Source organism: Pseudoxanthomonas sp. UTMC 1351 (genome assembly GCF_040948865.1).
In the GTDB taxonomy this organism is placed as follows: Bacteria; Pseudomonadota; Gammaproteobacteria; order Xanthomonadales; family Xanthomonadaceae; genus Pseudoxanthomonas_A.
In genome coordinates this window covers 165,515-183,648 of record NZ_JAVGJT010000019.1, presented here as the reverse complement: position 1 = coordinate 183,648, position 18,134 = coordinate 165,515, and the positions used below count along the sequence as shown (strand labels likewise).

The following is an 18,134-nucleotide window of genomic DNA, read 5'->3' as shown; positions in this document are numbered from 1 at the left end:
AATACATCGCTATAGCGATACGTAGTACGAGGACCTGGTCTGGGCATGGATGACACTCCTGATAGTTAGATCAGGGTGTCCACTAAACCGTAGGAACTACCGTTTCGGCTTGAATGAATTATTAGGCACTTTGCCCGCGCCTGACCACTGAACGAAGGATGGCGAACGTAATGATGAGAAACAAGGCAGTGACAACATGTTTGAGAATTACCTTGTCACCCGCCGATGCTTGATACGCAAGCCATGCGTCCGTAACTGGCATAACAATCCCCAATAGCGAGGCTACGGCAAGGATTTTAAAGTGCTTTCGGTAAAGCAGGTAGCCGATAATGAGTGCAATGAACAGCGTTCTCGATGCATAGATTCTGATCCAGTCAGAATCGCCAGCAGCAAACAGCTCGGTGCCGCGTAAGAGTGAAAAACCTGCTGGGTCAGCGAAGGCATATAGGGCATAAGCCAACTGCAATCCAGCCATTAGCAGAACAAAAATCATCCCGGTTGTTCGTAGCGCTTTTGATTCATTCGTTCCCACGACTGGAACTCCATTGATGATCGGAGACGTGTCTAACTACCTAATTGCCGGATCCCTGGGTACCCGGTTATACGACTTATCCACAGCACACCGTATGGTGGACTATCCCCTTGATACAGCTCGATGTTAGGGCTGCCGGGTCCGGCTAACAAGCCGACGTATAACCGGACCCAGGCACTCCCTCGGAATGCCTTTCAGAATGGAGCTTTGGGCAGAGGAAGACCGATGTCCGCTTTGGGTCGGAAGCGGACCTGCCTACCCCCGATAAACATCCCTAATCGCCGGCAAGCAGCACTTGGCGATGCAAGGGCCGTACACATAGTTCGCAGATCAGTCGGGCCAGAGCTCGGAGCTGATGACGAATTCAACATGTACGCGATCCCCCCATCAGCCAAACTTCACCAAGTCCTTAAAGATCAATTGGCCCCAGCTATTTCCGCGCGCCTGCACAAGCAGTCCGCCTTCCGATAGCCCGCCAAGTTTGATCGGCGCGAAACCCAGGTTTTCCGCAAGCGTACCAATCTCCGCTGCTGCGCTGTCATCGTCGCTCGCCAGGAACACGACTCGCCTGCCACCCTGTACGGCCGGGTCTTGGTCGAGGACGGAAGCGACCAAATGGTTGAAGCCCTTAACCAGTTTTGCTCCGCTGAAAGTCTGCGCGACGACCTTGGAAGAAGGCTGGCCCCTAGTTCCTCAGGGGGCACGCGGGTGTTAGTCACATCGACGATCGTCTTCCCCTGCCAGTTGGGCAGCACCTTCGCGACATCCGGGTGCGATTCGTAACGGACCGCCAAAAAGACGATGTCCGCCTTGACGGCTTCCGCCAGTGTTTTGGGAATGATCGTGGGTCCGATCGCGGCCGCTTCGGCAGCGAAGCTTTCCGGGTCGCGCGTGGTGGCAACGGATACTTCGATGCCGCTTCGTGCAAACGCCTTGGCCAGCGCCTGGCCGATGTTGCCGAAGCCGATAATTGCGTAGCTCATATATTTTCCTTGGGTTTACCGCGCCCTACCGGCTCCGAATATCGAATGGAGTCCGGCCGGGCGTGGCGTGTCAGAGTTGCGCCAGGCCGCCGTCGACGGCGACTTCGCTGGCGGTCATGAAGCTGCTGTCCGACGAGGCGAGAAAGGCGGCCACCGCGCCGATTTCCGCCGGATCGGCCATGCGCTTGAGCGGATTCATCGAGGCGAAGATTTTCATGCCCTCCTCGCCCAGCGCTGCCTTCGCCAGATCGGTCGCCGTGCCGCCCGGCGACAGCACGTTCACCCGGATGCCGGTGCCCTTCAGGTCCTCCGCCCAGGTCCGCGCCAGGTTGCGCACGGCCGCTTTGCTCGCGCTGTAGGCGCTCATTGCCGGGGCGCCCGTGGTGCCGGCGCTCGATCCGGTCAGGATGATCGAACCGCCCTCGCCCATCAGCGGCAGCGCCTTCTGGACCGTGAAGATCGTGCCCTTCACATTGGTGTCGAAGGTTTCGTCAATGTGCTCTGCGGTGATCTCGCCGAGCCGAAGCTGGCTTCCCGCCCCGGCATTGGCGAGGACGATGTCGAGAGTTCCGCGTTCGGCCTTCACCGCCGCATAGAGCCGGTCCAGGTCCGCCTCATCCGAGACCGAGCCGTTGACCGCGCGGGCATTGGGGCCAAGGTCGGCCACGGCGGCGTCGAGCTCTTTCTGCCGACGGCCGAAGATGAAGACGAAGGCGCCCTCCTCGATGAAACGCTTTGCCGCCGCGCGGCCGATGCCGGTCGCGCCGCCGGTGATCACGGCGGTCTTTCCATTCAGTCTGTTCATGTTGTGCATCCTTGGTTTGAGTGTGCGGAGGCAGGCAACTGCCTGCTTGAGCACAAGGATGCGGGCCTGATAACCTAACGACAAGTATGCACCTTTAGGTAAGTATCAAAATGACGACACCTTCCCACCCCACCTGCGGTACCGGCGGCTTCTCCTGCGGGCTCGACGCCACACTTCGCATCATCTCGGGCAAATGGAAACCGCTGATCCTGTTTTTCCTGCGCGACGGGCCGAGGCGCTACGGCGAACTCAAGCGCTTGATCGAGGGTGTCAGCGACAAGGTGCTGATCCAGTCATTGAAGGATCTGGAGGCCGATCACGTGCTGGCGCGGACCGACTACAAGGAGGTGCCGCCGCGCGTGGATTACGCGCTGACCCCGCTCGGCCGCAGCCTGGCCGACGCGATCGTCCCGCTGTGCACCTGGGGAACCGAGCACATGGCGGAAGTCGCAAACATCTTCGCCAAGCGCGGCACGTTGCCCTAGCAGGATGCTGAGGAATCCTTGCAGCAAGCAATCGCTTGTCTAAAACGCCGCTTCGTGGCTAGCAGCCATTACCAACTCCTTAAGAACAGGCCGTATTGTCTCTATGGAGCGCTCAGCATCCCAACAACGACTAGGCCAACAGATGCGGGTTACGGACGCGGCTTCTGGCGATGAACGACGTAAGCGAGTAAGCATCCCATCACCACGGCGGCTAACCCAACCGCATACTTGTATTCGCCAAAAGCGAGAGCCACACGGGGCAGCTTGCCTGTCGGAGAAACGAGAATGCTTAGCCCTAAACCGACAAACGTTAAAGGCACGAAATATTTCATCCCGCTCACCGACGTTCTCCGGCAACACGTCCCTCTCCGTACGAACCTGACGACATAACTACCCTTGCCGCGCCTTGGCTTGATGTCCTTGACCACGCCACTGTCCTAGACCCTGGGCGAGAAAGTCCGACATGGCTCGCACCTTTTGAGGGAGGAAGGGGGCATTGGGATAAACGAGGGAAATGAAACTTTCTGAGGGTTTCCAGTCTTTAAGCAGCGGAACCAGTCGACCTGCTGCCAGATCAGCACCGGCGACAAACTCACCCAGCACGGCAATGCCCTGCCCCTTGATGGCAGCCTGGCGCAGGACCTCTACGTTGTCTGCCTTCAGTATCGGTTTGATCGCTATTTCCATCGCTCCGGAACGCCCTTTGAGGTGCCAGCTTGTTCCGCCCAAGAGCGGAGAGAAATGCAAAATGCGATGCTGCATCAAGTCCGCGGGCACTACCGGTGCTCCATATCGCGCGACATAGGACGGGGACGCGCAAACCACGCGAGGATTGGGCGCGAGCCGACGGACACGCAGATCGCCTCCCGCTTCCAAAGCGCCAATGCGCACCGCTGCGTCAAATCCCTCTCGCACCAGATCCACCATGCGATCGCTGAAGGTGAGCTCAAGTCGAAGATCAGGGTGAAGCGCCATAAAGCCAGGCACAAGCGGCGCAACATGCAACTGGCCAAAAACGTTAGGGACGGCTAAACGTAGCGTCCCTGTCAGCCCCGACGCGTATTTGGAGACTTCCGCTTCCGCATCCGCCAAGCGCGACAGCAGATCTTCGCAGCGTCGGAGGAACAGCGCCCCAGCGTCTGTCAGGGTCACACGTCGGGTGGTGCGCTGAAGCAAGCGCACCCCGAGCCTGGTTTCCAATCGGCCAATGCGCCGGCTAACGACGGTCGCATCCACGCCCAGCTCATCAGCAGCAGGGCGAAACCCAAGTCGATTCGCGACGGCCGTGAAGGCACGAATGGAATCCAGATCGATTTCCGAAGGCTCAGTCATCAGCCGATATTACTGCGCCTTGAACAACAGTGAAGTGCTTGGAATCCCTATTCCTGCTGTAGATGCGATGGCACCCTGCCTCCATCAATCTCTCCAGGAATTTCAATGTCTATCTTCGAAGGGCGTGTTGCTTTAGTTACGGGTGCCGGGAGCGGCATTGGAGAAGCGGCCGCGTTGGCTTTCGCCCAAGCGGGCGCCGAAGGGGTCGTGCTGGCCGGGCGGCGGCGCGAGGAGCTGGAGCGTGTAGCCGCACGCGTTGCCGAATATGGCGCGACGTCACTCGTGGTTCCCACGGATGTCTCCAGGGACGCCGAGGTCGTTCAATTGATTGAGCAGACGTTAACCCGCTTCAACCGCCTGGATGCAGCTTTCAACAATGCAGGCATTGAAGGCGCCTTCGCCCCCATCGCTGAGCTGACCGAAGCGCAATTTGATGCCACCATTTCGATCAACCTCAAGGGCGTATGGCTATGCTGTAAGCACGAGCTCGCCGCCATGCATCGTCTTGGGGCGGCGGGCGCCGTCGTCAACACCTCATCTTGGCTTGCCCACGGGGCCTTCCCGGGTTCGTCCATCTACTCGGCTTCCAAAGCGGGATTGGACGGCATGATTCGAGCCCTTGCCCTGGAATTCGCTGCGGACGGCATTCGCATCAACAACGTCAACCCGGGGGCCATCGACACGCCCATGTTCCGCCGCTTCGCCGATGACGCGGCGGCAATTCCCTTCATGAATCACACGCCTGCAAGACGCCTGGGGACTTCCGATGACGTGGCCCAGGTTGTCGTGTGGCTTTGCTCAGACGCGGCAGGTTTCGTCACCGGGCAGAACCTCCTTGTCGACGGTGGCTATGCGATCCCCGGCCACCGGACATGGACGACTCAGAAGATCACCTAACGAAGGCTTTCCTCTCTGCTTCTTGGACCCCACATGTCGCTCAGAAAAACACTTGCCTCCCACCTGCTCGCTCGGACGCTTCTGGTCTTATCGGTTGGAAGTGCTTGGTCCGTTCATGCGCAGCCCACAGATGGCTGCGATCAGGACTACTGTGCTCAGGACGCGGTATTCCAAACAGGGCCGCTCCAGGCCCTCATGGTGGGCGTGCTTGAGAGCCCCGTGGCGTTCAGTACCGGACTAGCGCATGGCGACTTCGGCATGGGAGGTTTGAGTCCCCTGGACGGCGAAGTCATCGTGCTCAATGGGCAGGTCTACCACGCCCGTCTGGACGGACAACTACGCCGAGTGAATCCCAATGAGCGCACTTCGATCTTGATGATCAAGCGTTTCGTTGCCGACCGCACACTCAATCTCAGCTCGGTCTCAAGCATGGACGATCTCACTGCACAGCTGGACCGCCACCTGCATGCTCTCAATCGAATCCACGCCATTCGCATCGATGGCCGGTTCGACCGTCTTCGCCTACGCAGCGTGCCTCGACAGTCGCCTCCGTATGCGCCGGTAACCGAAGTAGTGAAGTCACAGCATGTGTTGGAGCTTGAGAATGCGGAGGGCACGATTGTTGCTTTCCGCTTTCCGCAGTGGGCTGTAGGCATCAACTCGCCCGGCTATCACATGCACTTCGTGAACGCGGCTCGCAACCAAGGCGGCCATGTCCTGGACGTCCGTGGCCAAGGGCTGGCTGCCCAAGTTGATACCACGCGAGCGGTAACGGTCATGACCCCTGATGATCCGATGTTCGACAACGCCGTTTTCGATGAGGACGAGAACGCTCCGGCCTACCAGGAAGCGTTGCGGCCGGGAAACGGCAAGCGAAAGTGACGAGGCCGCCAACAGTGCGCTCAGGAAGCCAATCCGGCAACGCTGCAAGCAGTCTTTCTGCATCGATGTCGCCTGGGTCGGGAGCAGACTTCGGCCAGACGTACGGCTAAAGCCGAGGCTCTCTCACGGCTTTGATGCCAATGACGCAGTGCTGGGGGTGAGAAGGAACAGGCGGGCGCCGTGCGGGGCTACCTGCGGCTTGAAGGTACCGCTCACCGGTTCCAGTTGGGTACGGCTCCACAGGTCCCGTACCTGCACCTTTCCCTGCAGCCCGAGTGCGGCGATCTCTACCGGCACCGGGCGAGTGCCGGCGGTCGCGCCGTTGGCGTCGCGGGTATCGAACACCGCCAGGTACTTGCCCTTGCCGTCGGCCGCATCGGCGACCCAGGCAATCAGCCCGTCTTCGCTGCGGAACAACTGACGGTTGTGCGCGCTGCGCTGGTTGACCGCGAGCACCTCATCGTTGGTGAGCAAGGACAGCGTGAACGGATCGGTGCGGGCCAGGTCGCCGCCATGGATCAGCGGCGAACGCGCGATGCTCCACAAGGTCATCAGCGTGATCTGTTCGTCGCGGGTGAAACGGGTCGGCCGATCGAACTCGACGATGCCCAGCGGCAGCATGTCCGCATCCGGCCAAGCGCCGGCGATGCGGTACGGCGTCCACTCATGCAGGCGCTTGAACTGCGCCAACAGCAGTTCCCAGCGATCCCAGAAATCATCGCTGATCCGCCACATGTTGGCGTGCTGGTTGACGTGGTTGCCGGCGGACAAGGGCGTCTCGCCCGGCGAAGTGCTGAACACGATGGGCCGGCCGGTTTTGTCGATCGCCTTGCGAATGGCCTCGATCTCGGCCTGGTGTTCCGCATACGGCCGGCTGAGATCGTCGACCTTGACGAAGTCCACCCCCCAATCTGCCAACTGCTGCATCAGCGAATCGTAATAGGCCTGCGCACCTGGCTTGGACATGTCCACGCCATACATGTCCGGATTCCAGGAGCAGATGCTCTTGGTGTCGGCGATGTCGGCGGCGCGCAGATCGGTGCCCAGTAGCGGCGTGTTCTGCTTGACCGCCTGACGCGGGATGCCGCGCATCATGTGGATGCCGAATTTCAGCCCCTTGCTGTGCACGTAGTCGGCCAGCGGCTTGAAGCCCTGGCCGCCTGCCGCCGAAGGAAACTTCTCTGGCGCAGGTACAAGCCGGCTGAAGCCGTCCATCGCCAGCGCGGCACCTTCCTCATAGCTATGGCCCTTGGCGGTGGGCTGATACCACTGGATATCCACGGTGATGTATTGCCAGCCATGCGCCTTGAGCTTGGCAGCCATGAAGTCGGCCTGCTGCTTGATCTGCGCTTCGGTCACCGTGGTGCCGAAAGCATCCCAGCTATTCCAACCCAATGGCGGCGTCGGAGCCCATTGATGGAAATCTTGCGACGGCGGCGCGGCGATGGCCGCGGCGGCCGCCAGCAACAGGCTGCCGGCGAGCAGCTGGACATGCAGGAACCGCAGAAAGCTTGATTGACGCATGGATTACTCCTGTCCCGCTGGACGGCCGTGGGCCGGGACGGTAGACGACGCGCGGGGTGGCGTCACTTGGGCAGACTAGGACGTACGTTGATCGTCGGTCCAATGAAAAGATTCGCATCCGTCATACCGAGATGGGCATGGCTGTTGGCGATGGGCGCGAGTTGCACTTGCCAATAACGAGCACTCCATTCAGAAGCGCTTTCAAAACGACGCTTGCATAGCGCCAGCATCGAACTACCTCTTCTCCAGCAAATCGACACCGAGAGGTTCCAGCCGCAACGAGAGATTGACAGGTCCCACTGCTTTCGAGGTCACTACGTTCGGGTCAGCTCATGTCTGCTTTGGGTCGCGGATTCAATTGGTCGATGCAACACACTGACGGCTGCGATGGCAGCAGGAGTGTTGCAGGTGAAGCACAGGAAGAGGATCTACTACACCGAGAGCCAGAAGTCGCTGATGTGGGATCGTTGGCAGCGGGGTGAGTCCCTGCATCAGATCGCAGCGTTGTTCGATCGGCATCACAGCTCGGTTCGGAACATCTTGGTCGAGTCGGGAGGTATCCGCCCGCCGCAGCGCCGACGGCCTGCTGGAGAGCAGCAAGAAGCTGCATAGCTATACGCCGAGGTACTGACAACGCCGGGACGGACGAGAGAGCATGCGCGCGCAAGCTGCCGAAGACTACACGGGGCTTGATAGGTGCGCACCAGAGGTTCAAGTAAACGCATTTACTTACGATGGAGTGGCCGGCGGGGTGCGTCGGCCGCGTTTCATGCACGCATGCATCAGACGAAAATGGTGCTTAAGGGCAACTTTGCTACCAAAGGGGGCGGCGTGCAATACAAATTACTGTTCGCCGCGGCACTGGTCATGCTGCTAGCGGGGCACCCCTATGGAGCGCTGGCGCAAGCTGGTAACGCAAGTCTCAAAGAAACTGCTCCGGCAGCCGAAGAGAAGTACGTTGTGTTATGGCGCCGCGTACCCAGCGACTTCAACAGCAGCAGATTTGATGCCTCAAGAGCGCGGCAGCTGATCGATAGCTCGCCATCCAGAAAAATTCGACTATCGCCAGGTGACACCATATCTGGACAGCTCCGTCAGAATTTCAAGATAAGCAGCTCATGGACGCCCGCGATGTACGACAGCATGATCGCGAAGATTGTTGAGCTGAACGCGCTCCAAAGTGCGGACTCTGTGATTGCCGGACAGGCTCTCATAGTTCCAGTGGTGCCGATGACGGTAGCGTCCGGCACAAAGCAAGGAATTAGGGTGGATTGGTCCCTGTCAGAGCTTGAGTCATCAGCTTACAGCTCAATGAGCGTGGCGAGCAGTGATATTGCGCAGACCGAGATACAGTACTTCAAAGTCGCGGCTTCCGACCTATCAAGCTACGCCAGCGAGGCCGGGTTCGAGCTGGGAGCAAGCGGCGAAATAACCGTCGAGCTGGGGCGGGTGCTAGCGCAAGACATGGCCACCTCAACTAGTCCGCTCCAGCGCGAACTAGCGGAGCTAGTTCGCGCTGAACTGCAAGACAGTGCAAGTGGGATAAAGGCTGTCGTCGTTGTCATGGATGACTCGATACCAGACCATACCGAGTACGTGCGCACCAAGGAGTTCATAATTGAACTTTCAGAGCAGGTGCGCACGCAGTACGGGTTGGGTGAGTCTCCGTATCTTGGAGAAGTGAGAAGACTACCGTCAACGCTGAGCGATACGCCGAGCCACACTCTGTATCCCGATCTGAGAATGCATTCCTCTCAGATAAAGCACGCGCTAACGCCTCTCACGAGCCTTGACGGCGGTCAGCGAGTTCGCGTGATCTATCTCCCTTTAGCGGCAACTCAGCGAGGTGTTTCGCCATTCTTCAAGGAAATTCTGTTTCTGTCCGAGATGATCAAGATGCTCAGGCCGTCTCCAGGAAAGAAGAGCGCAGGTGTTGCCAGTGCTAGACAGTATGCAGAGATGGTCGTGGAACAGATCGTGGAGAGCAATCGCAAAGTTTTTGACTATGGTCCCGTTGCATTCGGTACAGCGGCAAGTGCTTCTGTTGCGTCAGATCGTGGACTTCTCGAAGCCATCACACTTGCCCTAGATGCCTACTCAACATTGACAGCTAACCCGCACGCTTTGTCGTTGTCATGGACAATGCCAAAGCTACAGCTGCCCGCGTACTTGGTTGAAAGCCCGTACGGCTGGAGGTTTGCTGCGGCGGGGAACGGTCGAAGCACCGGAGCCGGATCCGACTTCATCGCAGGTGAACTTCAATTTGCGGCACGCGCAGCAACTACCAAAGACGTGATCGCGGTTCTCAACTCCGATGGCCCACCTGGTCCGTGTGCCAGCAACATCTTCGATGACTCAAGTGGCATCCAGGTGTTGAGTCTGGCCTTTGCTGGTCGCATTGATGAACAGAGATGTGGAACGAGCTTCTCTACGCCACGAGTGGCTTGGCTCATTGCAGCTAGAGAGACAGTTCGCGGGAGGCGCCTGTCTGCGCCAGTGACGCCTCAGGCAAAAGTTCTTTGGAACCAACAACAGCAGGTCATTGTCGGGAGCATGAGGTCATCCCGCGAGACTTCAATACTGCAGAAGTATAGCTTGGACGTGAACAAACTGTTTGAAGCTCGCACACCATAAAGGAGAGGAAAATGAAGCTAAAAGCTAGCGTTTTCGCCGTCGTTTTGGCCATCACTCCAGCAGTAACGCTAGCGCAGCCTAGTACTTTGACGGACGAAGATCTGCGAAATAAAACCGAGCGACTTAAGTTGGAGCAAGCGTACTACGATCAGTTGGCAGTGACACAAAAAAGTCGTAGTGCTTCTTCTACAGACAATCCGACCACACAAAAGGCTGAGCTTGATGCCGAGCTGGCTTTGAAAAAAGTGGAGCTGGCGTCGGATTTCATGCTCGCTGAAGTTCTCAAGGGAGGGGGGATGACCGCTGCGGCAGGCAAGGAGGGGAAGACCACCTTTGCGTCCGCACAATCCACGCCCCTCTCGATGAAGGGAACGGGCTTAAAGCTGACAGATCAGCTGGCCCAAGCTGCTTGTGAGCAGTTGGAGCGTGACCTCCTTGTCGGCGAGGAAGCTTTTCTAGCGCCCAGCGACTATGAAGCGAAAGTCCAAGCAAGTGTGCGTGACGTCGCTCTTTTCATTGCCTTGTTAAATGCGTCCGATCAGGGATACGCTGATCTTAACCAGGGCGTACAGCTTCAGTCGGTCACCGCCTTGGCAGGAGGCTTGGCGGCCGCGCAATACCTGGCGGGTGGCGTTGAATCGTTCAGTAAGCTATTCAGAACGGATCACACCATAACCTATGGAGGTACTGATCGAGATGCGATCTTTGAGCAGCAGCTGTCAGTCAGATGTAAAGATCGGATTGTGCCAAATGTGACTGCTCGCTTGCGAACGAATGCTGCCGAGATCATCATCGATGGCATTCAACGTATGTCAGTTTTCGCGCAAAGCTACGATGCAGTGGACGCTTCGTACAAGACCGAACTGGCGCGAATCACTGCAGGTGCTGCGGAAATCGGCTCGGATAAAAATCTAACGGAAGATGAGAAGAAGAAAAGGTTGAACGCGTTGAAGTTGGCGGCAACCAAGCTGGGCGTAACAAAGGCCAATCTGGATAAGTACCAGGCCCCGGTCGACTCTGCAAAGGCGATGCTGGCCACGGACATGAAGGCGCTTGGGGAGTCACTTATATGGGGGCAGCAAGCCTTAGTCGACCAGAAATTGCTTCCGTTGCATGCAAGCAAGATTGACACGAAAAGTCTGAGCCGGGTGACGTATGAACTAACAGTCGAGGATGGCATGATCACATCTTCGGCAATGTTCCGTAGTGATCGAATCAGGCCCGTCTCAACAGCTGAGCTGACATACTATTTGAGGGATAACCAGAACTTGCCAATTAGTGCGGGTTACTGGACGAAAACCAGCGCAGACGACACGGTAAAGATGAAGAAGCTGGAGTTCAATGATGTCGAGAACTCTATGAAGGTGGCGAGCCGGGCTCAACCCGAGCCAGAAGCACCGGCAGCCCCAGCGCCGAAGGCTACTGCTCAAACCCCATGACGCGGAATCCGTGGCCCTGGCGACACTCCCGTTGGGGGAGCGTCGCCAGGGCCGCTGTGGTGTCCGATGTGGTTAGCTGGCCAGACTAGCGACGCATTTGAGTAGATGGTGATGACCTAGCGGGCGATCGTTGCTTGGTAACGGATGCACCTTGATGCGTGCAGTTGGCATGTTGATCATCCTGGCAGCAGCGGCTCTGACTGTCTCACCTACCGGCAATATGTCGCTGCAGTTTAAGACCTATCTCAACCGCGGCGATTTACGCCAAACGGCCTTAGGGCGTTACGATTGCCTCCTGAATGATGCAGGGATCATTGGCCTAAGCGGAATTTTCTCGTTCGATAGTCCAGCACAAGCTTGTAGCGGCTGAGGCCGTCTCGTCCGAGCGCCACATCGAAGGATACGGTCTCGGCACCGCGGGGCAGAAGGAAGACGGAAACATTGGTAAATGCATGTACTAGCCGCAATCGCTCACCAGGCAGCGCAACGTCCGGAGGAAGGCGACAGCCGGCGGACGCGAAGGGGTTCCCAACCTCTGACAACCAGCTCGGATCACCCGCTCTCGTTCATCAGTTTCCAAGGCCAAAAAAAGCAGACACGGCTCCCTGCGGCACTGTCTAATAAGGGCGACCAGGTTGCTGGTAACCTTGCCCGCCATGGAAGCCTTAAACACTACGCAACCCGCCGCGATCAGGATCATCGTTGTCCCGTCGCCTACCCGGAAGAAGCGTATTGCGTTGCACCGCCGCAGATCCCGCGACGACCATATCGCGTCGTCACACACCAAGTTTGGAATCACTCAATTTCGGCTGAAACTCTGCGTTGGCAGGCTAACCGTTTCGGCCGCTCAAGATGTCTGAGTCTCGCGCCAACCCGCCCTTGCACTATCGTCTAGACGATCTGCGCGTCGACGTGGCGCGGCAGAGTGTGATTCGTAACGGTAGTCAGGTGCTGGACGTATCCGGACTCAGCTTCCGCCTGCTGCATTGCCTGCTGGCGCAAGGCACCCGGGTTGTCGGCTTCGATGAGCTGATCACGCAGGTCTGGGCTCCTGCTCACGTCAACGAAGAAACTGTGACCCAACGCGTGCGCCTGTTGCGTCAGGCACTGGGCGACGATGGGCGCCAAGCGCGCTACCTGCGCTCGGTGCGCGGACAGGGCTACCAGCTCTGCAGCGAGCCTGTTGCCGAAGATACAGCGGCTACCTTGACGCCTGTATCCAAGCATCGCCTCACGTTCTCGGTGGCTGCCCTGTTGATGGTGTCGGCTGGCATCGCCTGGTGGAAGTGGCCGGTATTCCATACAGGCACTATCTCGCCGTTGCTGCTGCGCGCGGAGCATTACGCCGGCATCGGCCAGCAGGACAACAATGAGCGCGCGATCGCGCTGTATCACCAACGCTTGCAGGAAGCTCCAGACGATGTGCAGGCACTGTTGGGCGTTGCCCGCGCCCAAGCCGCTCGCCTATGCCTTTACAACGGCAGCCGCGAGGACGCCGACGAGGCGCAGGCTTTGGCGGAGGCGGTGATCGCGCGGCAACCGCGGCTGGCCGCCGCCCACGCGGTGCTGGCCTACGCCCACGATTGCCGTGGCGAGGTCGAAGCGGCAATTTCCGGCTACGAGCGTGCCGTGCAGCTGGATCCGTCGGCTGATGCAAGCCGCGCATCAGCTGCATATCTGTACGCACGCCAAGGACGATTGAGTGAAGCACTTGCCACCAACTTGGCCGTACGTCGCCCCGAGCACCTGCGCTTCTGGGAACTGCAGGTCGCCTCCAACCTCGACCTGCTCGGGTACACCACAGCAGCGGAGACACGCTACCGGCGCAGCTTCCAGCTGTATCCCGACAACGTGTTCTCCAACCTCGCCTGGCCAACCTTTCTTTACGAACATGGGCGCGCTGGCGAAGTGCAGGCGGCGCTGGACGAGGCGCTGGCGCGGCGGACCGAGCATGCGGCGCTGTATCTGCTGGCCACGGAGTTGGCGCTGCAGCGTGGTGATCTCGCTGTAGCGCGGGCGCAAGTTCAGCGGGCCCGCGCGCTGAAGCCACATGCAAGCCTGCCGACGACCCTCGCCTGGGTCACCGGGGCTGAACTCAAACCGCCGGCAGCGGTGCTGCTGGAGCACTCCGCTGCCTTGCGCGCGGGATTGGCGCAAGGCAGCGATCCCGTCGATGGTCTCGATGCCGCCCTGCTAGCGGAGCTCGCCGGCTACCGCCATGCCGCACTGGCGGCGCTACAGGCAGCGGTCGCCGCCGGCTACCGCGATGCCGGCTATCTGCGCGTGTCACCGTTGTTCGCCGGTCTGCGCGATGATCCCGGCTTCGCCTCGGTGCTGGCCATGATGGAAACAGCCGTCGCAGCCGACCGGACACGCGTGAACACAACTGGCCAGCTACCGCGTGATGCGGACACGGTCACGGTAGCGCGCTGAGGATGTAGTCCTGCAGCAGCTTTTTGGTTTCCTGATGCATGCCCCGCTGATTGAAGCGGGTACGGGTCACGACGACCACCAGCTGTTTCTCCGGTACCACGAATACGGCGTTGCCACCATTGCCGGACATCGTCCACCCATGCAGTTGTTGTGCGCCTGCGGTGAACGGAAAGCGCCACATCTGGTAGCCGTAATCCGCATCGAATGGGGTCTGTGCCCGCACCTGCGTCATCGCCCGTATCCAGTCGGCCGGCAGGATCTGCCGGCCTTTCCAGCGCCCGGCGTCAATGATCAGCTGGCCCAGTTTGGCAAGGTCCCGGCTTCGATATTCGGTGCCGCCGCCTCCCATACCGACTCCCTCGGACGAATTCCGCCAAGTTGCCTTTTCGATCCCCAGCGGCCGCTCCAGAACGTCGGCCGCGAAACGCTCCAAGGGCATTCCACTGGCGAGTTCAACAATGGCGCCGAGCAGGAAAGAGTTGGCGGTGCAGTAGGCGAAGGCACGCCCGTGCGGACTGTCCGCTGGCCGCTTGGTCCATGGCGCATAGCCACGCTCGGGCAGGCCGAGGGCGAAGCCCGTCCAGTCGGCGCTGACGTACATGCGCTCCTCGTGGCCGGCCGAGTACTGGTTGTTGTCGTCGCACTCCCACTGCGCGCTCATCGTGAGCAGGTCTTCGAGCGTGATCGCATCTTTGAAAGAACCCTGATGCGCGGGTGTCCTGTCCGGAAAGAAGCTCAACACCGGCGCTTTGACGCCGGCGATCATGCCCCGGTCGATCGCTGCGCCCACTAGCATCGCGGTCACGCTCTTGGTTAAAGAGCGGGTGTTGTGCAGGGTCATGCGGTCGGCACCGTTGAAATAGGCCTCGTGGACCAGCACGCCTTGGTGTACTACCAGCACGCTGGTGGTGTCAGGTGCCTGGCCACTGGTGATCGCAGCGTCCAAGGCGGCGAGCCGGGCAACATCCAAGCCGTGCGCGGCTGGATCGGTGGCTGTCCAATCGTCACTGGATGCAGAGGGCGGTGCGGCAGCGGCCGTAGAAAGCACGGGCAGAATGAAGGCCGTGAACAGGGCAAGGCGGATCAGGAATGACATCACAACGCTCCAAATGGGGAGCAGCCAGCTCACCGTACTGCGGAGTGAAGTGCCTGATGCTCGAATGAAGATTTATGAAGTCTTTTACGATCAACAGCTTGCAATTACGGAGTCAGCTCGAGAGCAAAGTAAGTATGCCCTGGCAAAGCTGCGGGTTTTAAGCAGTTGGGGTCCCTCAAAGGGGCCTTTCCCAATCGCTAAGAGCAACATCAACAGCTAGAAGCAATGGGGTGAATCCGGCTGAGAGATAGGTCAAGCCTTGGTAGTCCCCGGCAAAGCCAGGGGACTTCCTTAGGAAAACTTCATGTCGTGTGTCTGCTCTCGGCCAGAACTAGGGACCTTCCCTTCCCTACCCCCCCGATAACGACTCCTAATCCCCTGCCCCATCGCCCGCTATCGGCAAGAAGCAGGCGATTCGCATCTCCGGCCGGTTCAGTCAGTTCTGGATGCGTGTCAACACGAATGACAACTCCATTCGTAAGCCGCACATCAAGCGAGATAAGGGGCGGTTAGTACCCTCTCAACTTTATTGTTCCCGCTTCTTCTTACGTAGAGTTTGTAATTGCTTGTTTACCAGGCTGCCTATGGCCCGGTTTCTAGCAAGCGCACTACTTCAGCCCTATCCTCCAGGCCCGCTTGAAAATCCGCGGGAAGGACGGGTTCGTAAGCGTCGCCCTTCAGCAGGAAGATACGGGTGGTGCCGGTCACGTAGTCCTGCATCATGCCAAGCTCGTGATGCCACATCCGCCACAGAGGTACACGCAGCGTGCGCGGCGGCGGCTTGGTCTGAGCGAACAGCACCTCCTGCACTTCAAGGTTTAGCCAGATCTGGTTGGTCAGGCCCGGGCCTGTTCGGGCGGCACGATCAGTCACCGGCTGTCCCTGGCCATCGACCATATCGACACTGGCAACCTTCGCGACGACCACATGATCGGCCTTGCGCACCTTCTCTTCCAACGGCGTCGGCGCGATGGTGGTTGTCAGGGCAAGGCTAGGGAGACACATCGCCAACAGCAGCAACATAGTTTTCATGAATCCTCCATCTTCCTATCGACCGTCGCATCTGCGTGGGCGCATTCCCAGACTGATGTTTGCCATTGAGTTTCCGAGCAGGGCAATTCCGGACGCTTCCCTTGCCCAGGTTACGCCGGCTCTGGTGACGGTCCAAGCAGATGCGCCAATCGCTCACCATGGAATCATAGAAAACCGTCCTTGGCGCACACCCACGGGCGAAATCCAACGATGAAGAATACCCATGGAACATCAGAGTCCGAGTCGTGCAGTAGCTCCTTTACCGCACGAATCTTGACCCCGCTGCGGACAACCGTTTCGCCATTCAACAGTATCGCTGACGACCTTGAGCCAACCACTTTGTCGACATAGCCGTAGCAGATGCAGTAGCGGCACAGAACTGAAAGATAGAAAACAAGGCGAGTACGACAGTAATCGCGACCAAAACTGGACTGGCCAGCCTTTCGTAGACACCTGGGAGCCATAATCTAGGCACTCGATGTGGACCCGGCATCACGCGGCGCGTGTTACGCAGCTGGGCGGTCGGAGGGCTTCGATGCGGTCGAGACGGAGGATATCCGAGTGCATCTGATGCAAGGCAAGGGTTACGGCAGTCAGCGTTTCCGGCGTCACGTCGAATCGCCGGCTGGGCGCTGCGCCGATGCTCGCCCGCGTGGGCGACCGCGTCTCATCCAGCGTGAAATTGAACCTGGAACCTTTAGGCCGCGGGAAAAAGTTATGGCTCGCGCTGAACAATTGATTGGAAATGACACGACGCGCCTGCCTATGCTTCGCCTCGAAGTCGATCCATGACAGTTCATGACACAACGGCAGCATCCGGCAACGCGAAGCCCTGGGACACCAACGGTGTGGCGTAGCGGAACCGCAAAAACGGTGTCAGGGGCAACTTCCCGAGGCCGTTCCGGCCAGGACGGTCACCGGCGGAGACTAATTGTTCCTGACCCTTCTCGTTGCCGAATCCCTGTAAACATCAATGGCTGAAGTTATGCACAACTACAAATCCTCCCTCGCCGGATTCAGTGCACTCTGGTTTGCGTCATGCCTGGCATTGAGCACGCTCGCTCACGCGACGGAACCCGCGACTGGCGCCAAACCTTTTGAATGGAAATCCAGCGAGCCCCTGATCAAGCCTCCCGCCGATGCCAAACATATCCATGGCGTCAAAGACCCAACCGTCGTCTACCACGACAATCGATACCATGTATTCATGACCACGGCCGCGGCAACAGGCTGGGGCATGGCCTATACGAGCTTCGCTGATTGGGACGAAGCGCCGAAGGCGCCCCTGTTTATGCTCGACCAGTCCCCCATCGGGCCGGGTTACCGCGCTGCGCCGCAGGTGTTCTATTTCGCGCCGCAAAAGCTCTGGTATCTGATTTACCAAGGCGGCGACCCGTTGTATTCCACCACCAAGAATCTGGCCGATCCCCGCTCATGGACGGCGCCGCAGCCGTTCTACCCGACCATCCCGGAAAGCGTTAAAGACGCCAACGGCAAGGCGGCCTGGCTGGACTTCTGGAACATCTGCGACGACAAGAAGTGCCATCTGTTTTTCACCGACGACCACGGCAGCTTCTTCCGCGGTGAAACAACGGTGGAGCGCTTCCCCCATGGCTTCTCCGAGCCCGTGGTCGTCATGAAGGAAAAGCGCGAGGACATGTTCGAGGCGAGCAACACCTACAAGATCACCGGCACCCACCAGTACTTGACGCTGATCGAAGCGATCGGACCCACCGGCAGGTACTTCCGGGCATGGACAGCCGATCGCCTGGACGGCAAGTGGCAACCCATTCCCGGTGCCAGGATGAACACGTTCGCTGGCGCGGAAAACGTCAAGTTCGACGGCCGGATCTGGTCCGAAGGCGTATCCCATGGCGAACTGATCCGCGATGGCGTCGACCAGACGCTGAGCATCGACCCCTGCCAGCCGCTGAGATTCCTCTACCAGGGCTTGGACATGGAAAAAGACAAGAAGTACGAGTACATCGAACTGCCCTATCGGCTGGGCGTGATCACCGCCACCGCCCCAAACGCCATCAGCGAGTTGTGCAAGGAATGAA

The 18,134-nt window shown here is 59.1% G+C and carries 15 protein-coding genes and 1 pseudogene; 9 read left to right on the top strand and 7 right to left on the bottom strand.

The window, feature by feature from the left end:
* Positions 1 to 121: 121 nt before the first annotated feature.
* From AB6O04_RS14560 to AB6O04_RS14550, 3 genes are all read right to left on the bottom strand, one after another.
* Positions 122 to 532, bottom strand: coding sequence for a DUF4267 domain-containing protein (locus tag AB6O04_RS14560; RefSeq protein WP_368564784.1), 411 nt, complete (start codon positions 530 to 532; stop codon positions 122 to 124).
* 416 nt (positions 533 to 948) lie between these two features.
* Positions 949 to 1,515: an NADPH-dependent F420 reductase gene (locus AB6O04_RS14555; RefSeq protein ID WP_368564783.1), complete on the bottom strand. Its 567-nt coding sequence runs from the start codon at positions 1,513 to 1,515 to the stop codon at positions 949 to 951.
* A gap of 70 nt (positions 1,516 to 1,585) precedes the next feature.
* Positions 1,586 to 2,320, bottom strand: a complete 735-nt coding sequence (locus tag AB6O04_RS14550; protein ID WP_368564781.1) for an SDR family NAD(P)-dependent oxidoreductase — start codon at positions 2,318 to 2,320, stop codon at positions 1,586 to 1,588.
* 110 nt (positions 2,321 to 2,430) lie between these two features.
* Here AB6O04_RS14550 and AB6O04_RS14545 point away from each other — a divergent pair, with 110 nt between their 5' ends.
* A complete protein-coding gene (locus AB6O04_RS14545; protein WP_368564780.1) occupies positions 2,431 to 2,805 on the top strand; it encodes a winged helix-turn-helix transcriptional regulator in 375 nt (124 codons plus the stop codon).
* 390 nt (positions 2,806 to 3,195) lie between these two features.
* Here AB6O04_RS14545 and AB6O04_RS14540 read toward each other — a convergent pair whose 3' ends face one another.
* Positions 3,196 to 4,137: a LysR family transcriptional regulator gene (locus tag AB6O04_RS14540; protein WP_368564779.1), complete on the bottom strand. Its 942-nt coding sequence runs from the start codon at positions 4,135 to 4,137 to the stop codon at positions 3,196 to 3,198.
* 105 nt (positions 4,138 to 4,242) lie between these two features.
* Between AB6O04_RS14540 and AB6O04_RS14535 the strand changes: the two genes are divergently transcribed.
* Together AB6O04_RS14535 and AB6O04_RS14530 are read left to right on the top strand one after the other, a co-directional pair.
* Positions 4,243 to 5,034 (top strand): SDR family NAD(P)-dependent oxidoreductase, encoded by a 792-nt coding sequence (locus tag AB6O04_RS14535; RefSeq protein WP_368564778.1) that lies wholly within the window; start codon positions 4,243 to 4,245, stop codon positions 5,032 to 5,034.
* A gap of 33 nt (positions 5,035 to 5,067) precedes the next feature.
* Positions 5,068 to 5,916 carry an acetolactate decarboxylase gene (locus AB6O04_RS14530; protein ID WP_368564777.1) on the top strand — a complete coding sequence of 283 codons (849 nt, stop codon included), beginning with the start codon at positions 5,068 to 5,070 and terminating at the stop codon, positions 5,914 to 5,916.
* A gap of 123 nt (positions 5,917 to 6,039) precedes the next feature.
* Here AB6O04_RS14530 and AB6O04_RS14525 read toward each other — a convergent pair whose 3' ends face one another.
* On the bottom strand, positions 6,040 to 7,440 hold the full coding sequence (locus tag AB6O04_RS14525; RefSeq protein ID WP_368564776.1) for a glycoside hydrolase family 27 protein: 1,401 nt from the start codon (positions 7,438 to 7,440) through the stop codon (positions 6,040 to 6,042).
* A 408-nt stretch (positions 7,441 to 7,848) separates the two neighbouring features.
* Between AB6O04_RS14525 and AB6O04_RS14520 the strand changes: the two are divergent.
* From AB6O04_RS14520 to AB6O04_RS14500, 5 genes and pseudogenes are all read left to right on the top strand, one after another.
* Positions 7,849 to 8,028, top strand: a pseudogene (locus AB6O04_RS14520) (IS30 family transposase); the annotation flags it as partial.
* 189 nt (positions 8,029 to 8,217) lie between these two features.
* Positions 8,218 to 10,074, top strand: coding sequence for a hypothetical protein (locus AB6O04_RS14515; RefSeq protein WP_368564775.1), 1,857 nt, complete (start codon positions 8,218 to 8,220; stop codon positions 10,072 to 10,074).
* A gap of 11 nt (positions 10,075 to 10,085) precedes the next feature.
* Positions 10,086 to 11,513 carry a hypothetical protein gene (locus tag AB6O04_RS14510; RefSeq protein WP_368564773.1) on the top strand — a complete coding sequence of 476 codons (1,428 nt, stop codon included), beginning with the start codon at positions 10,086 to 10,088 and terminating at the stop codon, positions 11,511 to 11,513.
* A 169-nt stretch (positions 11,514 to 11,682) separates the two neighbouring features.
* On the top strand, positions 11,683 to 11,883 hold the full coding sequence (locus tag AB6O04_RS14505) for a hypothetical protein (RefSeq protein ID WP_368564772.1): 201 nt from the start codon (positions 11,683 to 11,685) through the stop codon (positions 11,881 to 11,883).
* Between the two features lie 482 nt (positions 11,884 to 12,365).
* Positions 12,366 to 13,946, top strand: coding sequence for a winged helix-turn-helix domain-containing protein (locus AB6O04_RS14500; RefSeq protein ID WP_368564771.1), 1,581 nt, complete (start codon positions 12,366 to 12,368; stop codon positions 13,944 to 13,946).
* On the opposite strand, the gene AB6O04_RS14495 is transcribed toward AB6O04_RS14500, so the two are convergent.
* Complete coding sequence (locus AB6O04_RS14495; RefSeq protein ID WP_368564770.1) at positions 13,930 to 15,075, bottom strand: serine hydrolase domain-containing protein; 1,146 nt, start codon at positions 15,073 to 15,075, stop codon at positions 13,930 to 13,932. The genes AB6O04_RS14500 and AB6O04_RS14495 overlap by 17 nt on opposite strands.
* Positions 15,076 to 15,624: 549 nt before the next feature.
* The gene (locus tag AB6O04_RS14490; RefSeq protein ID WP_368564769.1) at positions 15,625 to 16,065 is read right to left on the bottom strand and encodes a hypothetical protein; all 441 of its coding nucleotides are present in this window, start codon (positions 16,063 to 16,065) and stop codon (positions 15,625 to 15,627) included.
* A gap of 982 nt (positions 16,066 to 17,047) precedes the next feature.
* Here AB6O04_RS14490 and AB6O04_RS14485 point away from each other — a divergent pair.
* Complete coding sequence (locus AB6O04_RS14485; RefSeq protein ID WP_368564768.1) at positions 17,048 to 18,133, top strand: non-reducing end alpha-L-arabinofuranosidase family hydrolase; 1,086 nt, start codon at positions 17,048 to 17,050, stop codon at positions 18,131 to 18,133.
* Position 18,134: the final 1 nt, after the last annotated feature.

What these genes read in the sequence shown, in the direction of transcription:
- AB6O04_RS14555 (WP_368564783.1), bottom strand. Translation starts at nt 1,515, where the DNA reads ATGAGCTACGCAATTATCGGCTTCGGCAACATCGGCCAGGCGCTGGCC.
- AB6O04_RS14550 (WP_368564781.1), bottom strand. Translation starts at nt 2,320, where the DNA reads ATGAACAGACTGAATGGAAAGACCGCCGTGATCACCGGCGGCGCGACC.
- AB6O04_RS14545 (WP_368564780.1), top strand. Translation starts at nt 2,431, where the DNA reads ATGACGACACCTTCCCACCCCACCTGCGGTACCGGCGGCTTCTCCTGC.
- AB6O04_RS14540 (WP_368564779.1), bottom strand. Translation starts at nt 4,137, where the DNA reads ATGACTGAGCCTTCGGAAATCGATCTGGATTCCATTCGTGCCTTCACG.
- AB6O04_RS14535 (WP_368564778.1), top strand. Translation starts at nt 4,243, where the DNA reads ATGTCTATCTTCGAAGGGCGTGTTGCTTTAGTTACGGGTGCCGGGAGC.
- AB6O04_RS14530 (WP_368564777.1), top strand. Translation starts at nt 5,068, where the DNA reads ATGTCGCTCAGAAAAACACTTGCCTCCCACCTGCTCGCTCGGACGCTT.
- AB6O04_RS14525 (WP_368564776.1), bottom strand. Translation starts at nt 7,440, where the DNA reads ATGCGTCAATCAAGCTTTCTGCGGTTCCTGCATGTCCAGCTGCTCGCC.
- AB6O04_RS14515 (WP_368564775.1), top strand. Translation starts at nt 8,218, where the DNA reads ATGCATCAGACGAAAATGGTGCTTAAGGGCAACTTTGCTACCAAAGGG.
- AB6O04_RS14510 (WP_368564773.1), top strand. Translation starts at nt 10,086, where the DNA reads ATGAAGCTAAAAGCTAGCGTTTTCGCCGTCGTTTTGGCCATCACTCCA.
- AB6O04_RS14505 (WP_368564772.1), top strand. Translation starts at nt 11,683, where the DNA reads ATGTTGATCATCCTGGCAGCAGCGGCTCTGACTGTCTCACCTACCGGC.
- AB6O04_RS14500 (WP_368564771.1), top strand. Translation starts at nt 12,366, where the DNA reads ATGTCTGAGTCTCGCGCCAACCCGCCCTTGCACTATCGTCTAGACGAT.
- AB6O04_RS14490 (WP_368564769.1), bottom strand. Translation starts at nt 16,065, where the DNA reads ATGTTGCTGCTGTTGGCGATGTGTCTCCCTAGCCTTGCCCTGACAACC.
- AB6O04_RS14485 (WP_368564768.1), top strand. Translation starts at nt 17,048, where the DNA reads ATGGCTGAAGTTATGCACAACTACAAATCCTCCCTCGCCGGATTCAGT.